We start from the raw sequence: 26,031 nt of genomic DNA on the forward strand, positions 1-26,031 counted from the left end.
ATTTTTAAAAATTATGGACGCATCGTTGGGAACAAGATGACATCGCGAATCGTGTTCGTGTCCGTCAACAACATCACCAAACGGTCGATTCCAATTCCCAATCCACCTGTAGGTGGCATACCATATTCAAGGGCTTCGATAAAGTCGTCATCAATGTTTTCAGCTTCATCGTTACCGTTTTCACGTTCCGCCGCCTGCGCCTCAAAACGAGCACGTTGGTCAATCGGATCGTTCAACTCGGTAAAGGCGTTACCATATTCGGCCCCCATGATATAGATCTCGAAACGATCCGTAAAGCGTGGATCGTCATCATTCTTCTTTGCAAGTGGGGAAACTTCAACGGGATGACCATAAACAATCGTTGGTTGTTCCAAAGTATCTTCAACAAACTCTTCGAAGAAGGCGTTAATAATGTGACCAACACCCCAGAACTCTTCGTACTTAACACCCTTTTCATCCGCTAGTTGACGGGCTTTTTCAACCGTCATTTCCGGCCAGAAGTCCACACCGGACTTTTCCTTAATCAAATCAACCATATGCTTACGAGCAAAAGGCTTGTTCAGGTCGATTTCAGTTCCCTGGTAAGTAATCTTCAAGTCGTCTGAGACAACCGCAGCGGCTGCCTTAAAGATGCCTTCTGTTTCGTCCATCACATCGTGAAAGTCCCAATAAGCTGCATACGACTCCATCGTCGTAAATTCGGGGTTATGCTTAGGGTCCATTCCTTCGTTACGGAAGATCCGGCCAATTTCATAGACTCGCTCCATGCCACCAACGATCAAGCGCTTCAAGTAGAGCTCAGTAGCAATCCGCATGTACATGTCGATATCCAAAGCATTGTGATGGGTCACAAAGGGACGAGCAGCAGCACCACCAGCCTGCGTCTGGAGGATAGGTGTTTCCACTTCTAAGAAGTCCTGCTTTTCCATGTATGCACGGATGGCCGAAATAATCTTTGAGCGCTGTTGGAAGCGAACGAACGATTCCTTATTGGCAATCAAGTCAAGGTAACGCTTACGGTAACGAGTTTCCACGTCAGAAATTCCGTGGAACTTGTCTGGCATTGGCCGCAGGGCCTTGGACAAGTGCGTCAAATGCGTGACCAAAACCGTTAATTCACCGGCTTCCGTCTTCATCATTTGACCTTCGATTCCGATAAAGTCACCTAAATCAGCACGCTTAATGATTGGATAGTTCTCACCCAAGTCATCACGCCGAGCGTAAATTTGAATTTGACCCGAACGGTCACGGATGTCTGCAAAGATTACCTTTCCTGCACCACGCTTGGCGACCATTCGTCCGGCAATAATCACCTTCACTGGGTTTTCTTCCAGTTCTTCTTGGCTCTTACCATCGAATTTTTCGTGGAGGTCTGCGGCCAATGAATCACGATCGAAACGGTGGCCAAACGGATCAATCTGAAGATCATCTTGCAGCGCTTGCATCTTTTGACGGCGAGCGCGCATTTGATCATTAAGGGCTTTTTCTTCAGCCATTCATCTTACCTTCCTGTCAGCGATTTTCTCGCATTTTCTCTACTAATCAGTATAGCAAATCCACCTGCATTTAAAAAGTCGGCCGTAGCCGACTTTCAACAAAGTTTATTTTTTTTCGTCCGCTGAATTGGCAGCATCAGAATCATCGTCTTGCGCCTCTTCGTTTTTTTGCTGTGCTTCTCGTTTCAAAACATCCTGCAAAATAACGTCTAATTCATGTGCGGAGAACTGGTGGCGCTTACCAGAGAACTTACCACGAACTTCAGCCCCACCATCTTCATCAATCATGGCTTGGATTTCATGAGAAGGCAACGTGGCCAATTGGGCTGCATAAGCATCCTTCGATGGCTCTGCCGCCAAACCAATGCTAACCGATTGCAACTGACTGTAGTTTTGCTCCCCTAGAATGGCATCCAAAATGGCTAGCGGCCCCTTTTTGTTACCCAGAAGAGTGGCTAACGCCGGCATCTTTTGCAACTTTTCGTTCAATTCCGTCAACTGGTCATCGCTTGCACCAGGCAATGCTTGAACCAAAAAACCACCGGCCGCTTTGACCGTGTTATCAGGGTTCATCGTCACCCCAACCCCAATCACGGAAGGAATTTGTTCCGAATGCGTTAAGTAGTAGGTAAAGTCATCGCCAATTTCACCAGAAACCATGATGGATTGTCCGATGTAGGGATTTGAATAAGGTGCAAACTTCGTCACTTGGAAGGAACCGTTATTGCCAACAGCACCGGCAACGTTTAATTGATTATCATCGTTCACGATTGGTTCAATCTCGGGGTTGGAAACGTAGCCACGAACAGCCCCCTTTGTATCGGCTTCTGTAACGATTTGCCCAATGGGACCACGGCCAGCCATTTTAACGTTTAATCGTTCTTCACCCTTGAGTGTGGCTTGCGCCAGAATTTCAGTGGCCAACAGCGCCCTTCCCAAGACTACCGTCGCCAAACGTGAGGTTTCGTGCGAGCTTGCTGCTTCTTGAACTAGCTTTGTTCCATCAACCGCAAAGGCACGAAAAGCCTCGTCTTTTGTAATTACTTTGATTAATTGATCTGCCATCGTTTTCCCCTTTCAAGAAAAAAAGTTGGCCGAAGCCAACTTCAAAAGATTTTATTGCTTAGAATCGTCATCCGAGTCAGAACCATCATCAACAGATTCTGGTTCATCTGGATTGTCATCCAAAGGCGCATCCGGATTCTTCGCACCTTCCTCTTCAGCCTGTTCCACTTCGTCTTCCTTGTGATCCAAGGCAGCCTTTGCTTCGTCATAGGACTTGGCATCGTTCTCGTCCTCTTCGCCCTTGCGAGTGAAGTGACCAGTTTCATAAATATCTTTAATTTGCTTTTCATCAAGCGATTCAACTTCAAGCAAGGCGTTCGCAATTTCTGCTAACTTATCCTTGTGTTCAGTCAAAATCTTGGTTGCTTCTTCGAAGGCTTCCTTTGTCAATCGACGAACTTCTTCGTCAATCAAGGCAGCCGTCTCATCTGAATATGACTTGGCACCGCCACCTTCACTATATGAAACCGAAGCATTACCTTCCAACTGGACCATGCCCAACTTATCAGACATTCCATAAGCCGTAACCATTTGGCGAGCCAGGTTGGTTGCTTGCTGGAAATCGTTAGCTGCCCCTGATGAAGCTTCATCAAAAGTAGCCAATTCAGCGGCGCGACCACCCATCAGACCAGCCAACTGTTCAAGTGCTTCGGAGTAGCGAATGTTGTAACGGTCCGTCTTAGGAGTCATCAACGCGTACCCACCGATACGACCACGAGGCACAATCGTAACCTTACGCACAACGGAAGCGTTGGATTTCACCAGTCCGACCAAAGCGTGACCAGCTTCGTGGAAAGCCGTTGTCTTCCGTTCAAGGTCTGACATCGCCTTGTTGGCCTTGGCAGGTCCTTGGAAGATTCGGTCTTCGGCTTCATCCAAGTCGGCGGCATCAATGTTTTTCTTGTTACGACGAGCGGCCAACAGAGCTGCTTCGTTCAACAAGTTTTCCAAATCAGCCCCTACGTAACCTGGGGTTTGGTGAGCAATGGCTTTCAAATCAACTGAGTCGGCCAATGGCTTGTTCTTAGCGTGAACCTTTAAGATGGCTTCACGGCCCTTCACATCAGGAGCGCCAACCATAATCTTTCGGTCAAAACGACCAGAACGGAGCAATGCCGGATCCAAAACATCAGAACGGTTCGTTGAAGCCAAGATGATAACCCCTTCGGAGTTATCAAAACCGTCCATCTCAATCAGGATTTGGTTCAACGTCTGTTCACGTTCGTCGTTTCCACCACCAATACCAGAACCACGACGGCGACCCACGGCATCAATTTCATCAATGAAAATGATGGCAGGGGCACTCTTCTTGGCTTGATCAAAGAGGTCACGAACACGGGAAGCCCCAACACCAACGAACATCTCAACAAAGTCTGATCCAGACATTGAGAAGAATGGTACGGAAGCCTCACCGGCAACGGCCTTAGCCAGCATCGTCTTTCCAGTTCCTGGAGGTCCCTCAAGTAAGACACCCTTTGGAATACGGGCCCCCATTTGAGTGAACTTCTTCGGTGACTTCAAGAATTCAACAACTTCAACAAGTTCTTCCTTCTCTTCGTCTGCACCAGCGACGTCGGTAAAGCGTGTCTTGTTGTCCTTTGGATCAGAAGGCTTTGCCTTGGACTTGCCAAAGTTGCCCATCATGCCGCCTTGACCACCCTTGCCGGCTGACTGTGACATCATTAAGTAAATGATTCCCACAATCAACAGCATTGGCGCAATGGTGATAATTAGGTTTAACCAAAAGCCGGATGAAGCCGCTGGCTTCGTCGTCATTTCAGTATTGGACTTCTTGGCAGCAGCCGTAATGTCCTTAATTGATGAGTCGTTCTGCAAGACAGAAGTCTGGAACTTTGTCGTCGTTGATTGCTGGGCAATCAGGGCGTTCAATCCAGAATTTGAACTCTTCTGCTTTTGACTATTCTTGTACGTTCCCGTTACGTTATAAACATCATTTCCGGGCTGGATAGAAAAGGAATCAATATCCTTATCAGAAAGTGATTTGACAAATTCCGACTGTGAAATCGTCTTCGTCGTTGTTTTGGAACCACCCATGAAGGTGTAGATTCCAGCAATCACCGCTAGGAAAATGATGACGTATAGGAAGGAGCTTCGAAAGAAGCCACCATTTTGATTTTTCATCTGTAATCCTCAATCTTCGTTTAAAAAAATTTATGGCCAAACAACCTCTAACCGTTGCATCGCCAGACAGGAAGCCCTTCCTGCTTAACTATAAATACTTTGTTTCAAAATACCAACGTATGGTAGGTTCCGGTAAAGGCCTTTGTAGTCCAAACCGTACCCAACAACGAATTCGTTACGAACATCAAAACCAACGTAGTCCGCCTTGATGTCCACCGTCCGGCCACCCTTCTTGTCTAAGAGCGTTGCCACACGAACGGAATTAGCGCCACGAGACAAAATTAACTCTTCCAAGAATTCAAGGGATTGCCCAGTGTCGACAATGTCTTCTAGAATCAATACGTCGCGTCCCTTTACGTCAGAATGGATGTCTGTTACCAACGAAATTTCATTGGATGACGAAACCCCACCATGGTAGGACGAAATTTTAATAAATTCAAGGTCAACATACAAGTCGATCTTTCGAATGACGTCCGCTGTCCACAAGTAGGCCCCTTTCAAAACTGAAAGAACCAGGGGCTTTTGCCCAGCGTAATCCTCGGTAATGGTTTTACCCAAGCGATCTGCAGCCTCTTGGATTTGCTCTTGGTCAAATAATACTTCCTCAATATCGTTATCCACTAGTTTTCCTCAATTCGCCATACTAAGCAATGTTTGCCATTTGGTTGTCCTTTGGGCCAGTCTTGCGTAAAATACCAGCGTTTCTGTCCCAAAAAAACAGCCAAAATATTCTCTTGTTGGTCCTTGAGAAGCAGGGTTTTAGCCCTGTCTTCCACCGGTATTTTTTCATCAATTTGCAAGCGGCGAACCGTTTTATGTCCATTTGGAATCGAAAGGCGGTCACCCTTGCTTGCCAAGCAAATTGAAAGCGGTCCTTCCAGTTGTTTCGGTAGTGCAATCCACTGATCATTTACCGGAAGAAAGGCATTCGACTGTAACTTTAGCATTGAATCGGTAAAAAAATACCATTGGTCTAATTCTAACACAAGAGGGCCGTTCTGTTGGCTGACTTTCACCAATTTTTTATTCGAAACAGGCGCGGTCGTTTCTTTTTTCTTCAGCGCAATTTCGTAATAGGTTTTTTCAAAAAAATAGCCATCCCCTAAGTCAATCCGACCATTGGGTCGTTGCCGGTGATGTAGCAACTGACAAAACTGATCAATTTGTTCTTTTTTTAAGCGATAGTAACCGGATCGAGTTGCCATTTCCTTTAGACAGGCCGGCCACCATTCATCCGGAACACTTCGATAATCTTGGACAAAATCGGCATAATAGCGCACTGCCTGCCCCTGAATCAAAGCCTGCTGTTCCGCCATTTGCGTCCCTAATTCCAACAAATGTTCGGGAAAACGAGCGTTCATTTCCTGCAAGGCGGGGATAATAACCTGACGCAATTGGTTCCGCTTTGTGTAGTGGGGGTCCTGATTTGTCTGATCCTCCCGCCAGGCCAAGCCCATTTCTTTGGCAGCCGCCAGCAATTCTTTCTTTGATAGAGTCAAAAAAGGTCGTCGATAACGGCCACTCTCAGCTGCCATTCCCGACTTATTTTGCCAGGCCCCGCCGCGAATCAGTTGCAACAAAATGGTCTCCACCTGATCGTCTCGATGCTGGCCCAACAAAACGGCCGCACTGCCCGTTTCCGACAATACATCATCAAAAAAGCGGTAACGAATTTGTCGGGCTTTTTCTTCAACGCCAATTTCCATTTTGGATAAATCCGCGACCCGGTCATAAAAGGGCAACCCATGCCGATCGGCCAAACGACGAACAAAGTCGGCATCCCCCGTACTTTCAGAACGCAAGCAATAGTTGACATGGGCAACGGTCACTTGCACCTCCGGTCGGAAACGACAGAGCGCCTCGAGTAGGAGCGTTGAATCGAGACCACCCGAGCAAGCCACGACCACCCGCCTCGGTAAGGAAACTGATTGAATTGTTTGTTGAATTTTGTTCATTACCTATTCTAGAAAAGCCACCCCGGAGGGTGGCTTTTGATTTCAATTATTCTGGCAAATTATAAATGGTTTCGTTCTTCTTTGAATAACCGTACTTATCACGCAAAATTTGCTTTAAGTAGTTTTCGTCATTCAACTGCTTCGATTCTTTCTTCAAAGAATCGTTGGTCTTTTGAACCGAGACCAATTGATTTTCCGATTTCGTCAGGGTCTTGTTGGCCGCGTGCAACCGCACCTGTCCGAAGACCAGCTGCATCATGAAAACGGCTGCAATGGCCAAGCCGACGAAGATAATCTGCTTTTTGCGGCGACGGTGAGCACGAGCATAGTGCTGACGAGCTGCCTCGCGCTTGGCGTCCGAAGCAGCAATTTGCTGAGCAATTCGTGCGTTCAGCGGTCGAATATTTGGTTGTAAACGACTACTGTCTGCCATCGTCACCTCTCCTTAAAAAATATTTTCACACATTTTTGGTTAAGTTACAAGGCAGTTTGTCAAAGTTTGTAAAACTTTAAAAATCCTGCCGGTCACCCTCTTCATACTTTTCAGAAATTAACTCGTAGAGATCCTGCGCTTCATCCTTCTTCACGATGTCTTGCAACTTAAGCACCTTAAAAGTCGCAGTCTTATTTCCAAAACGAATTTCGACTTCGTCATTAGTACCAACGTTTGCCGAAGACTTCGCTACTTTTCCGTTGATCGAAATCCGACCCTGGTCGGCCAATTCCTTGGCCACCGTCCGACGCTTAATGATTCGAGACAACTTTAAAAACTTATCAATCCGCATTCGTTTCTCCATTCTTTTCATCTGTTACCGAAAGGGCTTCTTCCAAGAAATCCTTCACCGCATTCAACCAATAGGCCGATTCCTGCTTCAGGTCAATTGTCAACGTCACGGCTAACTGAGTAGACTTGCCATCAACCACTGCCTTGTAAGGCACGTCTTTTAAGGCCACAAAAACGTTTTCGCCTGCCAATCGCTGAGACATTGTTTCGTCAAAGCGGATAGTGACCTTGTCCTTCAAACGGCGAATTTGCGTCACCTGAGCCTCGTCAGCCACTGTCTTCAAACGAGAGACCAGAATCAGACGGGCCGCCTCATCAGGCAACTCACCGAAACGGTCCGTTAAGTCGTCTTCGACCTGATCAAAGTCCTCATCCGTTCGTGCCTGGCGAATCTGCTGATAAAGGGCGACTTTCTGGGCATTATCCGCCACATAGTCGTCGGGCAAAAAGGCCAAGACCCCGAGCACCAACTCGGCATCGGTCCGATGGGCGTTGGCCTCATCAGGTAACGTTTCGCCCTGCTTCTTAGCAACCGCTTCCTTCAGCATTTGTGTATACAAATCATAACCAACTGAATCGATAAAGCCGTGTTGCTGCTTTCCTAGCAAGTCCCCAGCCCCTCGAATGGACAAATCGCGCATCGCGATTTTGAATCCAGAACCAAGTTCCGTAAAGTCACGAATGGCTTCCAAACGCTTTTCTCCCTCTTCAGACGGTGTTCGAGTGAATGGGTAGGTGAAGTAGGCGTAGGCCAACCGGGCTGAACGGCCGACACGACCTCGCAACTGGTAGAGCTGCGACAAGCCCATGTGGTCGGCGTTATCGACAATCAACGTATTGGCATTGGGGATGTCGACCCCCGTTTCAATAATGGTCGTTGTGACCAAAACATCGTATTCCTGGTTCAAAAAGTCATACAGCACCGATTCCAACTGAACTTCAGACATCTGACCGTGAATAACAGCCACGCGAGCATCCGGCACAATCTCCTCAATTTGCGAGCGAATGCTGTCCAAATCCGCGACCCGGTTGTGCAGGTAGAAGACCTGTCCGTTACGGGCCAACTCTTTTTGAATCACGTCGCGAACCAAGGTCCAATCCAGTTCCACCACGTAGGTTTGGATTGGGAAACGGTTCAGCGGTGGTGTTTCAATGACCGACAAATCACGGGCGCCAACCATCGCCATGTTTAGCGTACGCGGAATTGGCGTCGCCGTCAGCGTCAACACATCAATGTTGGCTTTCAACTGCTTCAACCGTTCCTTGTGCTTAACACCAAAACGTTGCTCTTCATCAATCACTAACAAGCCCAGGTCCGCAAAGGAAACATCCTTTGATAGCAAACGATGAGTCCCAACAACAATGTCCAGTTCATGCTTTTCCAAGGCCTCAATCGTTTTCTTGTTTTCCGCCGCCGTTTGGAAGCGGGACAAGTGGCCAATTCGAATCTCTGGAAAGTCGGCAAAACGCTCAACCATGGTCTCGTAGTGCTGCTGAACCAAGATGGTGGTTGGCGCGAGGAGCGCCACCTGTTTACCAGCATGGGCAGCTTTGAAAACAGCACGCAGGGCCACTTCCGTTTTACCAAAGCCAACATCCCCCACCAAGAGGCGGTCCATTGGCCGCTTTTTTTGCATATCGACTTTAATTTCTTCAATCGACCGAATTTGGTCGGGCGTTTCTGGATATGGAAAAGCCGTGTCAAACTTCAGCTGCGCCTGATCATCGGCAGGAAAGGCGTAGCCTTGCTTGGCTTCACGCTCGGCATAAAGGGCCAAGAGGTCGTCGGCAATGTCTTCAATTTTCGACTCAACCTGCTTTTTGGTCTTCTGCCACTCCGTGCCCCCAAGCTTATTAATCTTGGGCCGTTTACCAGCGTCCGAGCCACCAATGTATTTTTGAATCAGGTTCAACTGGGTGACTGGCAAGAAGATTTTGGCATTCTTTTGGTAAGCAATGACCAAGTAATCCTGCTTCCCACCGTTGGCTTCAATTGACTCCAATCCCTGGTATTGTCCAATCCCGTGGTTAATGTGAACAACGTAGTCGCCCACGGACAGTTCGTTATAGGATTTGAGCCGTTCGGCGTTTTGCAGCTTCTTTTGCTTGCGGGCAATTGGCTTACGGGCTTTGGCAAAGAGTTCGCGCTCAGAAAGTACGTTCAAGTGGGCCATTGGCCACTCAAAACCAGCCGAGAGATTGCCTAAGAGAACCTGCACCTGATTGGCTTTGACTTCCTGATGGATGGGCACCTGAACACCCCGAGAATCCAACGATTCAACGAGTCGGTCCGCCCGGTCCTTCGACCCGACCAACAAGACCCAGGTCAAGCCCCGGTCCTTGGCAAAAGTCAAATCGGGCAGCAAGGCGTCTAACTGACCAAAATACTGCTTAGCCGGACGAGACGTCCATTCCAATAAATGGTCAAAAGTCAACTGATTCAGCCCACGCTTCAGGTTGGCCAAGTAGGTCTGGGCCTGTTGAACAGACGCCAGCCGTTCCCCTAATTCGGCCCGCAAAGAAAGCGGTGGAATCAGCTGATTGTTTTCAACCTGCAGGTCAAACCAATCTTGATCCAAACCAGTTTGTGTCAACAGTGATTCTTGCAGACGAGCATATTCGTCCACAATCAAAAGCGCATCCTTAGCCAAATAGTCCTGAACGGTCTGTTTGTCAGGATAGAAATAAGACAAGTAAGGCAGGATTGCCTCATCTCGGCGGCCATCATCCAACGCCCGTTGCGTTGGGGCAAAGCCCTCCGTTACGTGCTTCTTTTCAACCCCAACCGCCTCTTGCCGGTAGGCTGAAAAAGCCGCTTCCAAAGCTTCCTTTCCCGCTTGGTAAGCCTGTTCAGTCAAAACGATGTCCGAGGCAGGTAGGATTTGGGCTCCCTGAACGGTCCCCGTTGACTTTTGGGTTGCCGGGTCAAAGGTTTTCATTTGATCCAACTCATCGTCAAAAAAGTCGATCCGGAAAGGCTCGTCTTGGTCAGCGGGATAAACGTCGATGATCGAACCGCGTTGGGCAAACTGCCCAATTTGTTCAACCTGTGGTGCGTTCACATAACCTAGGGTCACCAGACGACCTTTCAGCTCTGCAAAGTCATACTGTTCCCCGACTGAAAGCGACAGACAAGCCGCCTGCAAATCCTTTGCCAGTGGCTCGTAACGGCAAAAGGCCGCGGAGTTTGTCAAATAGACGCCGGGTTGATTCGTAGCCAACGCTGTCAAGGCGGCGACTCGGTCGGCCACGTAATTGTTCGACGAAACTGCCAGTTCGGTCGCCACCGCTTCCTCAGCCTCAAAACGGTAAACCGCTTGGTTGCCAAGCAGTTCCGTGAGGTCCTGGGCAAGCTCTTCAACGTGGGCAACGGTATCCGTTAACACCAAAATTTGCCGGGGACGGTTCTGGTAGAGCGCTGCTAATCCCGCCGCCTTGGCCGATCCATTGAGACCAAGCAGTAGCTGCCGCTCGCCCGGCTTTTCCTGCTGGGTTAACTGTTGAAATTCTTTTTCCTGTGCTAAGTAATTAACTAATGTCATACCTATCCGTTGTAGCGGTTACTCAAAGCCGCTGCGTCTGCTCCCTTTATCCAGTCCAATAGGGCCTGATCTGTCTTTTCAAACACCTGGTCCCAATAGGCCAAGTCTTCCTTCGAAAACTTCCCCAGTACGTAATTAATCACCGCTTGATGCGTGTGATCAGGGTGTGAAATCCCAAATTTTAGCCGTAAGAAGTTCTGTGTTCCCGTGTGCGCCATAATGGACTTCAAGCCATTGTGACCACCGGCAGAACCCTTAGCCCGGAAACGCAATTTACCAAAGTCGGAATCCAGGTCATCGTGGAGAATCAAAATATCATCACCATTTCCACCGTAAAAGTCTAAAAAGGCCCGCACTGCCTGACCCGAATCGTTCATATAAGTCGTCGGTTTCACTAACCAAACCGTCTCACCGTCAACTTGTAGCTTGGCAGCCGTTGCAAAAAGCTTGGTTGGGTTAAAATCAACACCCTGACTAGCAGCAAAATGATCCAAAGCCATAAAGCCAATGTTGTGTCTTGTTTGGTCGTATTTGGCCCCGATATTTCCTAAACCAAAGATGAATTTCATGGATTTTCCCTCCAAAATGTCTTGTACTCTAATCTTAACATGTAAAGGCGGTGATTTTTGGCAAAAGTATGCTAGGATATAGGAAAGAACGCCATTTTAAAAGAGGTTTCTCATGTTTCCACAATCAATGATTATTAAAAAGCAAGATTTGCTGACCGTTACCGAAGACACCACGATTGGTGAGGTTTACGATATCTTCGAAAATTCCAAAGAAGGGGCTCACCTCCGAACAATTCCAATCTTGGATGCCACCGGTCACCTTTTCCGCGGAAACATTTACCGGCAACACGTTTATGAATTTGTCGCCAACAAGGGGGACCTGAACCAAAAGGCCACCACGATCATGCGGAACTCGACCAAGTTCATTTCAACGACGGCCGATTTCTATGAATTGTTTTTCGCGATTCGGGACCTCCCCTACATCGCAGTGGTCGATGACGGTCATCACTTTGTCGGCATCCTAACCCACTCCGCCTTGATGGACCTGCTTTCCAAGTCCTGGTCACTGGCTAAGGGGGGCGTAGCCATCGCCGTCAAGGATCGCCAACGTCGCGGCGACCTCCAACGAATGGCCCGCATCATTACCCGCTATACCAACATTGAATCCGTCTTGTCCCTGCAAGTCCAGAATTCAGGGCCACTGGCCGTCCTGTTCACCCTGCCGTTAACGGCCGATTCCCCGGTCCTTCGTAAGATTATTACGAAACTCGAGCGGAAACGTTTTTCCGTCGTTGCCCAAGAGGACCTTTCCCAATTTATGTAAACTAAAAAAGTCGCCTTCATGGCGACTTTTTTGATTCCCGTTCATGCCATTGGTCACCAGACAAAGAGTCCCGCCATGGCTGCCGATAAGAACGAAACCAGAACTCCTGCTAACAACATTTGTGGTACACGAGCGGCCACGTATTCGCTTTTTTCCGCACTTACCAAACCCTTGAAGCAGGCAACAATCATACCGACGGTCCCGAGATTGGCAAAGGATGTTAGAAAAACGGATAAAACAATACGGGCATGTTGGTTAGCAAAGAGTCCAGTTGAGTGCAACATAGCCTTTGAAACCTGGCCCATCACAACGAATTCATTGGTCACCAGCTTCGTTCCCATATACTGGGCCAATTGAAAGGCATCCCCCACTGAGAAGCCCAATAACCAAGCAAAGGGAAAGAGCACAACGCCGAAAATATTCTCCAAAGTTAACCAGGAAAGGCCAGTCAACCCGAGCAACTGATTAACCAATTCGCCGAGTGAAACGAAGGCAATGACCGTTCCCGTAATGATGAGGACTAGTTTTCCAGCCGACAAAATGGACCCACCTAAGAAGGAGAAAAAGGGTTCTCGACGACCGGCTTTAGCCTGTACTTGAACAATCACATCGTCCTTCTTTGAAACCGTCGTTGGATTCAAGATAGCCGCGACCGCAATGGCACCTAAAATATTGAGGGGGATGGCCGTCAAAACGTACTGCCCCGGAATCATCTGGGTATAGGAACCAATGATGGACGCCGACACACAAGACATCGACATCAGAGCCAGTGTCATGTTTCGCCGGGCTGACATTTGGTTCAACTGGGTCTTCGAAACAGCCAACACTTCGGTGTTTCCCAAAAACATCATTTCGATTGAAAAGAAGGCCTCAAACTTTGGTTGCCGTGTAATTTTAGACAGACCCTTCCCTACCCATTTGATGACCCAAGGCAGAAAATGGCAGTAAGACAAAATATCAAAGAGAGGAACTACCAGAAGCATCGGCAATAAAGCCGCGGTAACAAAATTCGGTCCCCCGTGATTGGACGTTAACCACTCTGGAAAGGCAAAAGCAATTCCCTTCCAGGCCGCCTTAACTAGCCAGGAAAAACCGTCAGCCGCCGCCATAACGGCCAAGCGTCCCGCTTGGAAATTCGTGAAAAACCAAGCTAAGACAAATTCCAAGCCCAATACAATCAAAACGGATCGCCAATGAATTTGTCGGCGATTATTTGACAATGCATAGGCAATGCCAACAAAAACAACAATACTCAAGATGTTCACTGTAACTAGCATGTTTTCTCCACCTTTTTTATTCGACTAACAAGCAGCAATGAACAACCTAGAAACCTTCTCTCCATCCGCTTATCCTTAATCGATTGCGACAAAGATTCCAAGTTATTTCACCAATAGTCAATCAAATGGAAAGGGCTTTGACCAGCTAATCTTCAAACATTTGTTAATTAGGGCACAAATTCAACCACTTTTGCCAAATGCCTGCCTTCGCCCGCCTTTCTTACCTAAAATAAAAGAAAAACCAGGAGGAGCTAACAATGAAAAACATTGTGGTGATTGGTAGTTTGAACGTGGATGTCTTGCAACGGATTGTCCGCCTGCCAAAGGAAGGTGAAACCCTCAGCATCCTAAACAAATCCAGCAACTTTGGTGGTAAAGGAGCTAACCAAGCGGTGGCCGCCGCTCGTCAAGGTGCCATTGTTTCCTTCATCGGAGCCGTTGGTGCCGATTCCGAAGGACAACGTTTCATCCAATTATTAGAACACGAAGGCATCAATAGTCAGTTCATCCAGACGAAGGATGGCAGCACCGGTACGGCATACATCATGCTTGAAGAAGACGGTCACAACACCATTCTTGTTCACGGTGGCGCCAACGCTGATCTAACGGTTGATGATGTTGAACAGGCCCGTTTACTCATCGAAAACGCCGACATCGTGCTCGCCCAACTTGAAGTACCAAGAACCGTTATCGCTCACGGCTTTGCCATCGCCAAGGCAGCCGGAGCCATGACCATTCTGAACCCCGCTCCGGTGACTCGCCGCATCGAAGCGGACATTCTCAGCCACACGGACTTGCTCATCCCCAATGAAACGGAAGCAGCAGCCCTGCTTAATTTACCAGCTAGCACTGATTACCAAACCTTGAAAGAACGCCTGCCACTTTACCATGAACAACTTGGAATCCAAAACCTAATCATCACCCTGGGTGAGGCTGGAGCTTTCTTCGCCATTGGTCAGCACATCGGCCCGGTCAAAAATTTTCACGTAGCAGTCGAAGACACCACCGCAGCCGGTGACACCTTTATCGGTACCATTGCAACCACCATCGAACCGGACTTTACCAATATTGAACGCACGCTCCAGAAGGCTGCAGCGGCAGCGGCCATCGCGGTCTCAAAACCCGGTGCCATCCCGTCCATCCCCTATCAAGAAGAAATCGCTCGCAAGTTGGCACCCATGGCCATGAGCTAAAGGAGGCATTCCAATGGATCAAAACGCCCAAAAACAGCGTGCCGCTTTAGCCGCTCTTGATGAGATTCAAGACGGCATGACGGTCGGTTTAGGCACGGGCTCAACAGCCACTTTCTTCATTCAATCGTTAAAGCAAGCCCTGGTGGAACGTCATTGGCAACTCACCACCGTCGCGAGTTCAACCCGTTCTGCCGACGTGGCTCGCTCGCTTGGTATCACCGTTAAGGATATTGACGAAGTAGACAATATTGACGTGACGATTGATGGCGCAGACGAATGCGATTGGTCACTAAATGGCATTAAGGGTGGTGGTGCTGCCTTACTCTATGAAAAAGTGCTTGCCGTGCGTTCCAACCGAAACATCTGGATTATTGATGAGTCCAAGCTATCCGAGCAGCTCGGTCAGTTCCGTCTCCCGGTGGAAGTGATTCCTTTCGGTGCGGAGCAAGTGTTCAATCGATTCCAGGACATGGGCTTAGCCCCTTCTTTCCGAATGACCAATATCTGGGACCGACTGGTCACCGATGCTGGTCATCACATCATTGATTTAGACGTTTCTAACGTCAACAATCCGTACCGGTTAGCGGACGACATCAAGGCCATGACCGGTGTGGTCGAACATGGTTTCTTTTTGGACATTTGCGACCGTGTCATCATTGGCACCGATCCCATCCAAACCATGGTCCGACCAGTCGAGTTAAAACAACCTTGAGGAAAACCTGCCCAAAACCAACTCTTTTTGCACAGAAAAAGCCTTCTCCATCGAGAAGGCTTTTGTTTACTTCTTTTTTTGATCGTTATAAGGGGTCAGGCTGATTTTACCAGACAGGTACTCCCCAACAAAGATGTCAGAAAAACTGTTATAGCCCTGCTGCTTCACTTGGTCAAGAAGCCAATCCTCATCTTGATCAATGGCGACCAACACATCATCGTTGGCTTGGCCATCGTAAATGATTGGGTACTTTGGTGATTCATCACCATATTCGATAACCGTCAATTGACCATTTTGTTCCAACACAGCGCGCTTGACTTTGGAAACGTCGTAAACTTCCTGCTCACGCAATTTAAACATCAAATCCGAGGCAGACTGCCCAGCCAAAATCACTGCCTGAACGTCAATCTTCCCGTTCTTAATCAGCACCGTTGGCTTACCATCGAGCAAGACTTTGGCATAGTGGTTATGCTGCTTAGCGAACTTGAGCACCATGACAAGCAGGGTCCAGATAATCATGACCATCATGAATTCGAAGACGGTAATCGAGGCCGTGTAAATCGTTCCACCAATAATACCACCAAGCACGTAGTTCTGAACTTGGTCTAGCGCGTTGGTTGGGGCCAGGTTACCCTTACCAAAGATATTAATCTGAATGATGATGACAATCAGACCAATCCCCAACTTTAGAAATATGGGCATGTAAACTGACATTACTGAACCACCTCCGCTTTGGTGTTAATCAAGTAAACTTCCGTCCGGCTGTAAGACTGTTGGTCCTTGGACAGGGTAATTTGATAGAACTTATTTCCCTCTTTGGCGATCATGCCGTCCTGCATGGTCGTGGAGTTAAAGGACAGTTCGGACTTCTTCACGTCCTGATCTTTAGCATAGGACTTGGCAAAAGCCGCCATTTGGTTCTGCTGCAAGCTTTTCGTTTGCGTGTTCTCCAAATTGGTATAGGTTAGTCCTGCGAGAAAGAGAAAGGCCAAAAAGGCAATGATGGTTAAATCCCGATAGCGCATGTTTAGCCGATTCCGGAAAGAGGCAATCAGCCCAATGCCTACCGCCAAGAAGGCGACAACCAATAGGCCAATATAAAGTTTGTTCGTAAAATTATTTTGACTCAGCAAATAGTCCAGAGAATAAAATGTCATGAGACCCTCCAATAGGTAATAGTGTAGCACAAAGCTGAACTAGCAACCAGCAATTACTAAATTAGAAAGCGACCGGTAGGTCCCCCATTTTCTTGCCTTTATTCCACAAAAAAAGAAGTGGCTTGTACCACTTCTTTTTAACTTGCTTACATCATGCCGGGCATGCCAGCTTGACCAGCCATGGCAGCGGCTGCAGCACTTGCGTCAGCACCCTTTGGTTCTTCGGCAACAACCGCTTCGGTTGTCAACAACAAGGCGGCGACAGAGGCTGCGTTTTGCAAAGCTGAACGGGTCACCTTGGTTGGATCCACGATACCGGCCTGGACCATGTCGACCCAGCGGTCGGCCTTGGCATCATAACCCGTTCCCTCTGGTTGTTCCTTCAACTTGTTGACGATGACGGATCCTTCCAAACCAGCGTTTTCAGCGATTTGACGAACGGGCGCTTCCAAAGCAGCCACGACCGTCTTCACACCGGTCGCCACGTCGCCCTCAGCTTCAACGGATGCGGCAGCATCAATGGCGTTAACCAAAGCCGTTCCACCACCAGCGACGAACCCTTCTTCAACGGCCGCACGGGTGGCGTTTAAGGCGTCCTCGATGCGGTACTTACGTTCCTTCAATTCGGTTTCGGTGGCCGCACCAACGTTAATGACAGCGACACCACCGGCCATCTTAGCCAAACGTTCTTGCAACTTTTCCTTATCAAAGGAAGACGTCGTTTCTTCAATTTGCTTCTTAATCGTTTCAACACGGTTCGCAACAGCGGCTTTATCACCGGCCCCTTCCACAATCGTCGTGTTGTCCTTGGAGATGTTGACTTTGTTTGCCGAACCAAGCTGGTCAACGGTCACATCCTTCAAGTTCAAACCGAGGTCGTCGGTAATCACCGTGCCACCGGTCAAGACGGCGATGTCTTCCAACATGGCCTTCCGACGGTCACCAAAACCAGGGGCCTTAACGGCGACAACGTTAAAGGTACCACGCATCTTGTTCAAAACAAGGGTTGGTAGGGCCTCACCCGTAATGTCATCGGCAATGATTACCATTGAACGTCCCTGTTCCACTACGGACTGCAAAACTGGCAAAATGTCTTGAATGTTACCAATCTTCTTATCCGTAATCAGGATGTAAGGGTTGTCCAGGTTGGCTTCCATCTTCTCGTTGTCGGTCACCATGTACTGGGACATGTAACCGCGGTCAAAGGACATTCCTTCAACGACCTTCAACGTCGTTTCGATTCCCTTTGATTCCTCGATGGTAATGACACCGTCGTTGCCGACTTTGTCCATGGCGTCAGCGATTAACTTTCCAACTTCTTCGTTCGCAGCTGAAATCGAGGCGATTTGCGCAATTTCATCCTTGGTTGACACCGTGTGGGACATCTCGTGCAGCTTCTTCACAGCGGCTGCCGTGGCCTTTTCGATTCCAGTCCGGATGCCAACTGGGTTGGCGCCGGCCGTCACGTTCTTCAAGCCTTCACCAACAATGGCCTGGGCCAAAACCGTGGCCGTAGTCGTTCCATCACCGGCGATATCATTGGTCTTTGAAGCCACTTCGGCAACCAACTTGGCCCCCATGTTTTCAAAGTGGTCTTCCAACTCGATGGCCTTGGCAATCGTCACCCCATCATTGGTAATCGTTGGGGAACCGTATGATTCTTCCAAGACCACGTTGCGTCCCTTGGGTCCAATCGTTGTCTTGACGGTGTTTGCTAATTTATCAACGCCGACCTTCATCTTGGCCCGTGCGTCTTCTGAAAACTTCAACTCTTTTGCCATGTGAATTACTCCTTTTACTTAATCAAATGAAAAAGTCACTCGGAAACCATCCGATACCTAGCCCTAACTTAGGCCAAAACGCCAATGACGTCTTTTTCGTGCAAAGCCAGTAGGTTCTGTCCGTCGACCTCGATGGCCTGACCGGCAAACTTATCAAAGAGCACCGTATCGCCGGCCTTGACCGTCATGGCGATGGTTTGGCCTGCGTCCGTTACACGACCGGGACCAGCCGCTACGACCTTACCGGTCACGGGCTTTTCCTGCGCGGCCTGGGCAATGACGATGCCGCCCACTTGCTGTTCACCGGCTTCTTCAACCGAAACGATTAATCGATCACTTAATGGTTTCAACATATCACGAACCTCCGTTTATCCTTTTTAGCACTCGTTTATCCCGACTGCTAATTACACTTTTAGTATAACCCAATGAGGCCTTTTTGAAAAGAAAAAAGACCACCTAAGGCAGTCTTTTGTCAAAAACGGTTATTTCAGATTCAAGCCCTTGTCCATTGGGTACTGGGACAGGCGTGGGTCGGCGGGAATCATCTTAAAGAGCTTGGCGTTGTGCTTCGTCCAGTTGGTGTCCATGTCACGCTCGGCGTAGTAGTCGGCCATGGTCTTGTCGTAATCCTGAACGGCTGCTTCGACTTTGCCTTCGTCATAGCGGTCCTTCATGACGGAACCGGATAACGGCAGCTTTGGCTTAACACCAGGGTTCTGGTCAGGGTAACCAACGGAGAAGCCCATGATTGGCTTGACGTACTTTGGTAAATCTAGTTCTTGTTCGTATAATTCAAAGGCACCCATGACTCCGGCCATCGTGACCGTTCCCAAGCCAAGGGACTCGGCCGCCACTTGGGCACGACCCAGGGTAATCGCCGTCGACACAATACCACCTTCTAGGAATTGGTAGTGTTGAATCCGGTCTTCAATCACGGCCCGGTCTTCAGCCGACTGACCAATCAAATCACGGTTCCAGTCAACGCAGGCCACGTAGAAACGGGGTGCCGACGCAATGTAACCCATGTGGACCGTGTCGGTGATCTTCTGCTTCAAATCCTGGTCCGTAATTTCAATGAAGGTAACCGGTTGATAATTCTGCATGTTTGGTCCAGCAAAGGCCGCCGAGAAGATGGTGTCCATCGTCTCATCCGAGACCGGCTTTTCCTGAAAAGTACGGATTGATTGGTGACCTTGTAATTGTTTTAAGACTTCGTTATCTGCCATAAAAACCTCCAAATTTAGTGTATACTATAATACTTGTGTGGCTCTACGGGCCATCTTACACTTTTCAAAAAAATATTTCTAGGAAGATTCATGAATTTCTTTAAAGTACATATTGGTCTCCGGACCTTCAAAACCGGCCTCGCCGTCATGCTCGTCATGATTGTTTACCACTTCATCGACCGCCCCGCCTTCGTGCCGGCCCTCGCCGCCGTCTTCGCCCTGCGCGACACCTGGGACAACACCATGACCTTCGCCAAAGTCCGACTCATCTCGAACGCCGTCGGTGGTGGCCTGGCCATCATCTACTACCTATTCCGCGAATACACCCACAATGCCGACTGGATCTCCATCGTACTCATCCCCGTCCTCGTCATGCTCGGCATCATCATCCACAACAAACTCGACCAAAGCGTCGGCATCGTCGGCGGCATGGCCGCCTTCCTGATGATCGCCCTGACCATCCCCCTCGACGCCACCATCGACTACGTCATCCTCCGTGTCCTCGACGTCTTCGTCGGCGTCCTCTTCGCCATCGCCATCAACCGCTTCGCCATGCCCGACGAAATCAAAAAGGTCGAAAAAAGCGTTGAAAAAGTCGAAAACAACGCCAAAAAAGTCATTAAAAAGATTGAACATAAGAATAATGAAAAGTAAAAAAGCGTCCGGAAGGACGCTTTTTTGGTTAGTCGGGGTGGGGGATACAACTTAGCTAACTTCGGTCAATCCATACAAACAAATATCTGCATGAAAGACCCCGGTCAACAGCCTCTAGATAGAGAGTAATGATTTAGTTAGCAGAAATAGTTTAGTAATATTTACCAATTACAATACTAACTTTCTAATTCGTGCAGTTATTCTCCAACACGTTCCTTATAAACTGATTGATAAATTAAAAGACGACGTTCTGATTGATTCATACTTCTTCTGCAAATACAATATAAAGGAATGTATGAAATACAAATAATGAAAACGACATTTTGCCCAATTATGAAAATTTTCATTTGAGTCACAAAGAAAATCATGGATAAAAATGTAGGAAAATAAGCGGTTAAATAAAAACGATCTGATGCAACTTCCTTCATCTGTTCAACTATTTGAAATTCTAAATATTCAGTTTCATAGTATCTTGCTAGCTCTTTTTCTTCAGAATATTTATCAAATTTTTTCTTATCTCTCTTGTCAAATCCAAATATTCTATCAATTAAAAATATCAAGCGAGTGAAAAAAGAAAGACGATAGTCCATTTTATCTTTTCTAGATGGGTTTTTATTTTTTTCTATTGCTTTTTCAATAAAGCGTTCAATTTTAAACCTATTCATAATCTTCTCTCTGTTTAAACTCTACTTTTTAAAAATCAGCCTTAATCGACCATTATCCTTTACTTCAAAACCATCAATATAACCCCCTGAACACAGTCGGTTTAATAACAATTTATTATATTCATTGTTGGTAAAGGTACGTGTTGTATAACGCTTTATTCTTTTGACAACGTAACCCAATTTCTGACGCGTATCCCTATCAATAAATTCACTTGTCAAAATATAATCAATTTCAAATTGGTCAAGATATGTGTAGAAAAGCATCTCATTTTTGTCTGAAGTGCTATTAAGAAGCTCTTTAATTAAGTTTGTTTGTAATTTCTCGTCATCCTTAATGAGTTGGTCACGCAAATCATCATTTTTGTAATTAACCGGTAATACCACCCCGTAGTGTTTAATTAGTTCAACAATTCCATCGTCAATTAGAATTTTATTTTCATCAAATAACTTTTGAATGAAACGATAGTCCGCATCAACCAATACTTTTGGAGAAATATCTTTAACATTAGTAAACAGCTCTTCAAATGATGAATTGTTTAATTGCTTGATTTTCAAAAATTGAATTAAAGAGTCAACGGGAATTTCTTCATCAATCACAAGGGAACCCTGATTCACAAAATCAACTAACTCCCTCGTTACACCATACTCAGATATGTAAGCATTTACGTTGCTATTTGTTAATTTTAATAGTTTCTTTTCAACAAACAACGGCCATAAGTGAGTACTAATTTTATTTAAATTGACATTTCCTAACAACGGTGGCTTAGCATTTACAATTTCTCGTTTTAAACCTTCCGATACTTCTTCATTATTCAAAATCGAAAGATATTCTTTTACCTCAAAGAATTTTTGATTCATCCAATCAACTAAAATTTGATAATTATGGGTATCTGCTCTATATAGATTACTTGATGCAATCCCCGATACATCATCAATTGGATTTAATAAATCTAAATTAAATTCAAAAAATGGATTTATGGCAATCATGACTCGACTATATATGTCCGGTCTTCGGTTAATTAATTTTTCTATAAACCCATCGCTTTGCCTCGAACCAATTTCAATCATATTATCGAGTTCCGCTTTATTATTATCAAACATCCAGATAACCAGATCATAATTTAAAGTCTCTTCCTTTCCAAAATCACTTTTATCAATCTTGTCATATGCATCTTTGGGGCTATCTATTAATAAATCATATTGTTTTTTACGATCAATTAATATGTTATTCAAAAGTTGTTGAATATTTTCATCACCATAAAAATGATTCACTATACTACGATAATTAATTCTAATGAATCCATTTTCGACTAATTTGAATATAAAAGATGGCAATCTATCTTCAAGTATTTCCGAATCGATATCGCAAAAATCCGGGTATTTTAAGGCAAGAATATTCTCCTTAAACTGTTCTATCTCGTCATCGTACTTAGAAACCTGAATTTTTCCCTTTATATCAGGATTACTTTTCACAAGATCTGAAAAAGGTAATTTTGGTTTTTCATCAATCGAAATTTTACGATTAGAATTTATAATATCTTCAATAATCGCTTGTTCGGTCGTGCCATAATTATAACGTTGTTCATACGATATCCTATTGTCACTAAAGAAATTTTGCAATAACTCAATTTTCTTTTTAGTCTCATCAGAAATTTTAAGGTTTTCTAGATGATCTAAATTTTCCTGTTTATCTTTTATTTGTTGTGAGATAATGTCCCCAAATTCATTTCTTAAAGTAGCTAATTCGTCTTTACCATTTTGTAGCTGATTAAATGCTCTGGGATTAAAATTCTTATACGCTATTAAAGCAAGCAGTTGATTGTTATCATCACATGGCATCAAATATTTATGATGCTCAAAGTCATTCGCAATACTTAATAGAAGGCGCTCATCATCTAATTCAGTGCCAATAATACGGAATAACTTACTATCAATATCATAATTAGATAACTCCTCCTGAAGCCTATCCCCAGAATTTGCTGTTGTGACATGCGGTAAAACAGGAATTGTTTGTTCGAAAAACTTTACCCGCTCCTTTTGATCTTCGAATAATTCATCCTTCAAAAGATAGATAAATCGCCATCTCGCATTTTGGTTCGAATTTTTAAGATTTTTTCTATTTTTATCATTTTGATTATTAAGTTTGTTATTAAGCTCTCTTAGTTTTTCAAAAATCTCTAAATCACCAAATCGATCTAAATCTTCAACAATAATAATTCGCTGAGGAGCATTAGTGAAAATATAAATTAACTCATCGGTATATCTTTCAAATTGACTATCTGGGCCATAATCAATCTCCGCACCATAATTTTTAAACGCAAATCGCATATGATGAAAATCAATTTTAGATATGAGTATGTACAACAACCATGCCATTCCGAATAAACCGATTGCATCTATAAGTGAATCCATTTGGCTAACAAGAAGCTTCAATATTTTTTTCGATACTATTAATACTTCAAAAATAAGCACGAAAATAGTAAATTTTGAAATCCTTTGTTTAATTCTAAACCGACTCAAAGGTATTAACTGCGAAGGAATCTGATAAATAATTTGATTAATGATATTCACAAAAATTGAATCATTAAACTCTTTATTAAGTTTCTTATTTGATTCATCTTCATCCCTATTTGGAATACCCCTTTCCCCTAATTTATTCTTAACTAAATCTTCATTTCTTTTACTAAAATTAGCAAAACTTATTCGCAGGCAATTCTCTGTATTAACCTCAGAATTTGGATCATTTAAGTAACTATTAACAATTGAAGTTTTACCGCTACCAAATCCACCTGTAATTGCAATATTGGTAACCTGGTTATCCTTCAATAAAGCATCGTCCAATTCTTTTTTATATACTGCATATTCAGATGGATTGGTTTTAAACAAGTCATTTTTAGGTGTTATGTTACGCAATGTCGGCGTCTTCTTATATAATTCAATATCCTCATTTTTCTTATTTGAATATGATTGACTAGTGTTATCCATTAATTTCTCCGCTCCTAATTTATAATTCAAATATACAAATCAAGGTCTAAAAGAACAAGGCCAAAAACAGTCCTCCAAAACGATTGTTCCGGCGGTATTAAACAATAACGTTATTTATAACAAGATAGCTTCGAAATAAAAAGCCTTTCCTTATGGAAAGGCTTTTTTCTATTCACTAAAATACTAAAACGAACATTCATTCGATAAGCTTGAACAACGTTATCACAATAATTATCAGCTACTATTCGATTTCTAACGTTTTTTCCATGTACTTCTTAAAATCATCGTTTCGCCAGAACCCTAAACGGATTCCGTCAATTCCCCTAGTAAGCAAAACATAGTAAATATTCAAAACAAACAAATTAAATTCTTTCTGATTTTCTGGGAGTTCCATCTCTTCAGAAGTAAAGATACCATTTACATTTTTGAAATTATCCTTGTTGGCTTTTAGAACACCATTTTCATCAACTTGAAGGTCGTCACCAATAAGAACACCGACTTTGTTCAAATCAATTCCTTGAACTGCAAAAACTGAACCAATCTGGTCTTCAGCATCGTCATCTTTAGAGTTTACCCAATCTTCTTGAGTTGAGTTCCACCGGAATGATAGACTACCCTCAAACCAGTGCTTAATGGTAGGATTTTTACCATCAGCCTGCTTCCAATCCTCAACTAGTCCTGCTAACACCCTGTCTACATTTTCTGGGTTAATATTACGATCTTCATCAATCCAGTCAAATAAATTGGCTAATGGCTTGTCATCAAAGTATCCGAAGTAGGCATCTAAATTTTTGTCTCGAAACAAATCACGACTAAAATCAGGATTGAAATTCGTTTCCCCTAAGAGATTCGTATCCTTATAAAGTAGATATTTAATACCATTAATATAGTCATCAGAGGTGTAATTCTTACCTTCTGGTGCATGAATCCTGAATTGAGTCGTTAAATAACGCTTTTCAAAGTCAGCAGTCTCAGCTTTGAAAACCTCACGTGAAATATTAGCTGGTCGGATAGCTTGCAGTACATCGTACATTAGAACAATTTGCTTTCCCAATGACCTTAAAATACTCAAATGATTTTCTTCGTCACTAAATTGACCGTCATAAACCTTGTTAAATGAAAAATGTTGTTTATTGTACTTACGAGAAAGCTTATGAGACTCGTCAACAATAATTGCATCAAAATTAGTATGATTTTTATTAAAATTATTTACAAGTTGTGTTGACGTCCCAATGAATACATTTGTACTATTAAGTCCATATACCTTGAATATTTTATCAGCAGTATCTACCCAGTTTGGTTGTACAATAACCGCTATTTTTGAGTCAGGTCGTTGTGAGCTAATTTGTGCAATGAGGTGTGTTAATAATACTGTTTTTCCCGTCCCAGCATCACCGTTAATAACAAAGTTTTTACTAGGATGTTTACAAATATCCTCAATAATACCGCGTTGTTGCGTTGTCAATACTTTAATAGGTGAGTACTTAACTAGGGCTGATGCGCGAAGTGTATCTAGAGTTGGGGTCTTAACCCATCCCTTCTTTGCTAAAACGTCTTGCCAGAATGGTAGCACAACTTCAGATGCCACTGACTCACGTTCACGATAATCATTCACTGAATTACCAGCCGTTAAATTTATAATTTCCTGTTGATCACCAGATTGAATTTTTCCTGGCTGCGCCTTGGGATTATCTGCAACAAAGTAAGTAATCAGTTGACTTTCCACATCATCCAACGCTGACCCATTAAAGTACTTCGAATAAAGGACAATTACTTCATTAAAATCAGCATTATTAAACTTTTCTTCACTCCCATCATAATGTTGTTTATGACGATTTAGAAAATTAACAGATTGACCGATATAAATCTTTTTAGATTTCCTTCCTCGATAGATGTAAATAATATTGTGATTTTCAAGAACTTTTCTCCGATTTTGTGGAACATCATCAATATTTAACACGTTATTTTTATTAATCGTTAATTCAATACACCCGTAACTTTGAACCATGTAGTCCTTCTTCCAATACATATTTATATAAATAGTATAGTTATGTAAGAAGTTAAG

22 protein-coding genes are annotated in these 26,031 nt (G+C 44.9%); 4 read left to right on the forward strand and 18 right to left on the reverse strand.

Translation table 11 applies throughout. The features are described from left to right. Positions 1-11 precede the first annotated feature (11 nt). The 9 genes from lysS to pth form a co-directional block, all read right to left on the reverse strand. Positions 12-1,496 carry a lysine--tRNA ligase gene (gene lysS / locus ACSYSL_RS04100; RefSeq protein ID WP_248657238.1) on the reverse strand — a complete coding sequence of 495 codons (1,485 nt, stop codon included), beginning with the start codon at positions 1,494-1,496 and terminating at the stop codon, positions 12-14. Positions 1,497-1,601: 105 nt separating this feature from the next. After that, entirely contained in the window at positions 1,602-2,561 is a 960-nt protein-coding gene (gene hslO / locus ACSYSL_RS04105; RefSeq protein ID WP_491708425.1) for an Hsp33 family molecular chaperone HslO, read from the reverse strand. 51 nt (positions 2,562-2,612) lie between these two features. Beyond that, the gene (gene ftsH, locus ACSYSL_RS04110) at positions 2,613-4,703 is read right to left on the reverse strand and encodes an ATP-dependent zinc metalloprotease FtsH (RefSeq protein ID WP_010690452.1); all 2,091 of its coding nucleotides are present in this window, start codon (positions 4,701-4,703) and stop codon (positions 2,613-2,615) included. Between the two features lie 84 nt (positions 4,704-4,787). Beyond that, complete coding sequence (gene hpt, locus ACSYSL_RS04115; RefSeq protein WP_010690454.1) at positions 4,788-5,324, reverse strand: hypoxanthine phosphoribosyltransferase; 537 nt, start codon at positions 5,322-5,324, stop codon at positions 4,788-4,790. After that, on the reverse strand, positions 5,324-6,658 hold the full coding sequence (gene tilS / locus ACSYSL_RS04120; RefSeq protein ID WP_491708426.1) for a tRNA lysidine(34) synthetase TilS: 1,335 nt from the start codon (positions 6,656-6,658) through the stop codon (positions 5,324-5,326). Before tilS ends, hpt begins: the two co-directional genes overlap by 1 nt. Positions 6,659-6,704: 46 nt before the next feature. Next, positions 6,705-7,091: an FtsB family cell division protein gene (locus ACSYSL_RS04125; protein ID WP_010690458.1), complete on the reverse strand. Its 387-nt coding sequence runs from the start codon at positions 7,089-7,091 to the stop codon at positions 6,705-6,707. A 76-nt stretch (positions 7,092-7,167) separates the two neighbouring features. Next, complete coding sequence (locus tag ACSYSL_RS04130; RefSeq protein ID WP_010690460.1) at positions 7,168-7,443, reverse strand: RNA-binding S4 domain-containing protein; 276 nt, start codon at positions 7,441-7,443, stop codon at positions 7,168-7,170. Beyond that, positions 7,433-10,984 carry a transcription-repair coupling factor gene (mfd, locus tag ACSYSL_RS04135; RefSeq protein WP_491708427.1) on the reverse strand — a complete coding sequence of 1,184 codons (3,552 nt, stop codon included), beginning with the start codon at positions 10,982-10,984 and terminating at the stop codon, positions 7,433-7,435. The genes ACSYSL_RS04130 and mfd overlap by 11 nt, the downstream gene beginning before the upstream one ends. Before the next feature lie 2 nt (positions 10,985-10,986). Then, complete coding sequence (gene pth, locus ACSYSL_RS04140) at positions 10,987-11,553, reverse strand: aminoacyl-tRNA hydrolase (RefSeq protein ID WP_491708428.1); 567 nt, start codon at positions 11,551-11,553, stop codon at positions 10,987-10,989. Positions 11,554-11,665: 112 nt separating this feature from the next. On the opposite strand from pth, the gene cbpA reads away from it, so the two are divergent. Continuing rightward, entirely contained in the window at positions 11,666-12,316 is a 651-nt protein-coding gene (gene cbpA, locus ACSYSL_RS04145; protein ID WP_010690464.1) for a cyclic di-AMP binding protein CbpA, read from the forward strand. A gap of 53 nt (positions 12,317-12,369) precedes the next feature. Here the strand turns inward: cbpA and ACSYSL_RS04150 are convergent, their stop codons facing one another. Next, positions 12,370-13,593, reverse strand: coding sequence for a NupC/NupG family nucleoside CNT transporter (locus ACSYSL_RS04150; protein ID WP_491708429.1), 1,224 nt, complete (start codon positions 13,591-13,593; stop codon positions 12,370-12,372). A gap of 257 nt (positions 13,594-13,850) precedes the next feature. Here ACSYSL_RS04150 and rbsK point away from each other — a divergent pair, with 257 nt between their 5' ends. Then, positions 13,851-14,786, forward strand: coding sequence for a ribokinase (gene rbsK, locus ACSYSL_RS04155; protein WP_491708430.1), 936 nt, complete (start codon positions 13,851-13,853; stop codon positions 14,784-14,786). A gap of 13 nt (positions 14,787-14,799) precedes the next feature. Further along, positions 14,800-15,498 carry a ribose-5-phosphate isomerase RpiA gene (gene rpiA / locus ACSYSL_RS04160; protein ID WP_491708431.1) on the forward strand — a complete coding sequence of 233 codons (699 nt, stop codon included), beginning with the start codon at positions 14,800-14,802 and terminating at the stop codon, positions 15,496-15,498. A gap of 66 nt (positions 15,499-15,564) precedes the next feature. Here the strand turns inward: rpiA and ACSYSL_RS04165 are convergent, their stop codons facing one another. The 5 genes from ACSYSL_RS04165 to ACSYSL_RS04185 all read right to left on the reverse strand — a co-directional run bounded on the left by ACSYSL_RS04165 (position 15,565) and on the right by ACSYSL_RS04185 (position 19,662). Beyond that, a complete protein-coding gene (locus tag ACSYSL_RS04165) occupies positions 15,565-16,212 on the reverse strand; it encodes a DUF421 domain-containing protein (protein WP_010690469.1) in 648 nt (215 codons plus the stop codon). Further along, the gene (locus ACSYSL_RS04170; protein WP_010690470.1) at positions 16,212-16,655 is read right to left on the reverse strand and encodes a DUF3290 domain-containing protein; all 444 of its coding nucleotides are present in this window, start codon (positions 16,653-16,655) and stop codon (positions 16,212-16,214) included. The genes ACSYSL_RS04165 and ACSYSL_RS04170 overlap by 1 nt, the downstream gene beginning before the upstream one ends. 146 nt (positions 16,656-16,801) lie before the next feature. Beyond that, positions 16,802-18,436 (reverse strand): chaperonin GroEL, encoded by a 1,635-nt coding sequence (groL, locus tag ACSYSL_RS04175; RefSeq protein ID WP_491708432.1) that lies wholly within the window; start codon positions 18,434-18,436, stop codon positions 16,802-16,804. Positions 18,437-18,504: 68 nt separating this feature from the next. Then, on the reverse strand, positions 18,505-18,789 hold the full coding sequence (locus ACSYSL_RS04180; RefSeq protein WP_010690472.1) for a co-chaperone GroES: 285 nt from the start codon (positions 18,787-18,789) through the stop codon (positions 18,505-18,507). A gap of 129 nt (positions 18,790-18,918) precedes the next feature. Further along, positions 18,919-19,662, reverse strand: a complete 744-nt coding sequence (locus tag ACSYSL_RS04185; RefSeq protein WP_491708433.1) for a nitroreductase family protein — start codon at positions 19,660-19,662, stop codon at positions 18,919-18,921. Positions 19,663-19,752: 90 nt separating this feature from the next. Here ACSYSL_RS04185 and ACSYSL_RS04190 point away from each other — a divergent pair, with 90 nt between their 5' ends. After that, complete coding sequence (locus ACSYSL_RS04190) at positions 19,753-20,316, forward strand: FUSC family protein (RefSeq protein WP_491708434.1); 564 nt, start codon at positions 19,753-19,755, stop codon at positions 20,314-20,316. 197 nt (positions 20,317-20,513) lie between these two features. On the opposite strand, the gene ACSYSL_RS04195 is transcribed toward ACSYSL_RS04190, so the two are convergent. From ACSYSL_RS04195 to ACSYSL_RS04205, 3 genes are all read right to left on the reverse strand, one after another. Further along, complete coding sequence (locus tag ACSYSL_RS04195) at positions 20,514-20,981, reverse strand: hypothetical protein (protein WP_491708435.1); 468 nt, start codon at positions 20,979-20,981, stop codon at positions 20,514-20,516. 21 nt (positions 20,982-21,002) lie between these two features. Further along, positions 21,003-23,966 carry a YobI family P-loop NTPase gene (locus ACSYSL_RS04200; protein WP_491708436.1) on the reverse strand — a complete coding sequence of 988 codons (2,964 nt, stop codon included), beginning with the start codon at positions 23,964-23,966 and terminating at the stop codon, positions 21,003-21,005. Between the two features lie 241 nt (positions 23,967-24,207). Further along, positions 24,208-25,974, reverse strand: a complete 1,767-nt coding sequence (locus tag ACSYSL_RS04205) for a DUF2075 domain-containing protein (protein ID WP_491708437.1) — start codon at positions 25,972-25,974, stop codon at positions 24,208-24,210. Positions 25,975-26,031: the final 57 nt, after the last annotated feature.

The organism is Fructobacillus sp. ESL1129 (genome assembly GCF_058507945.1).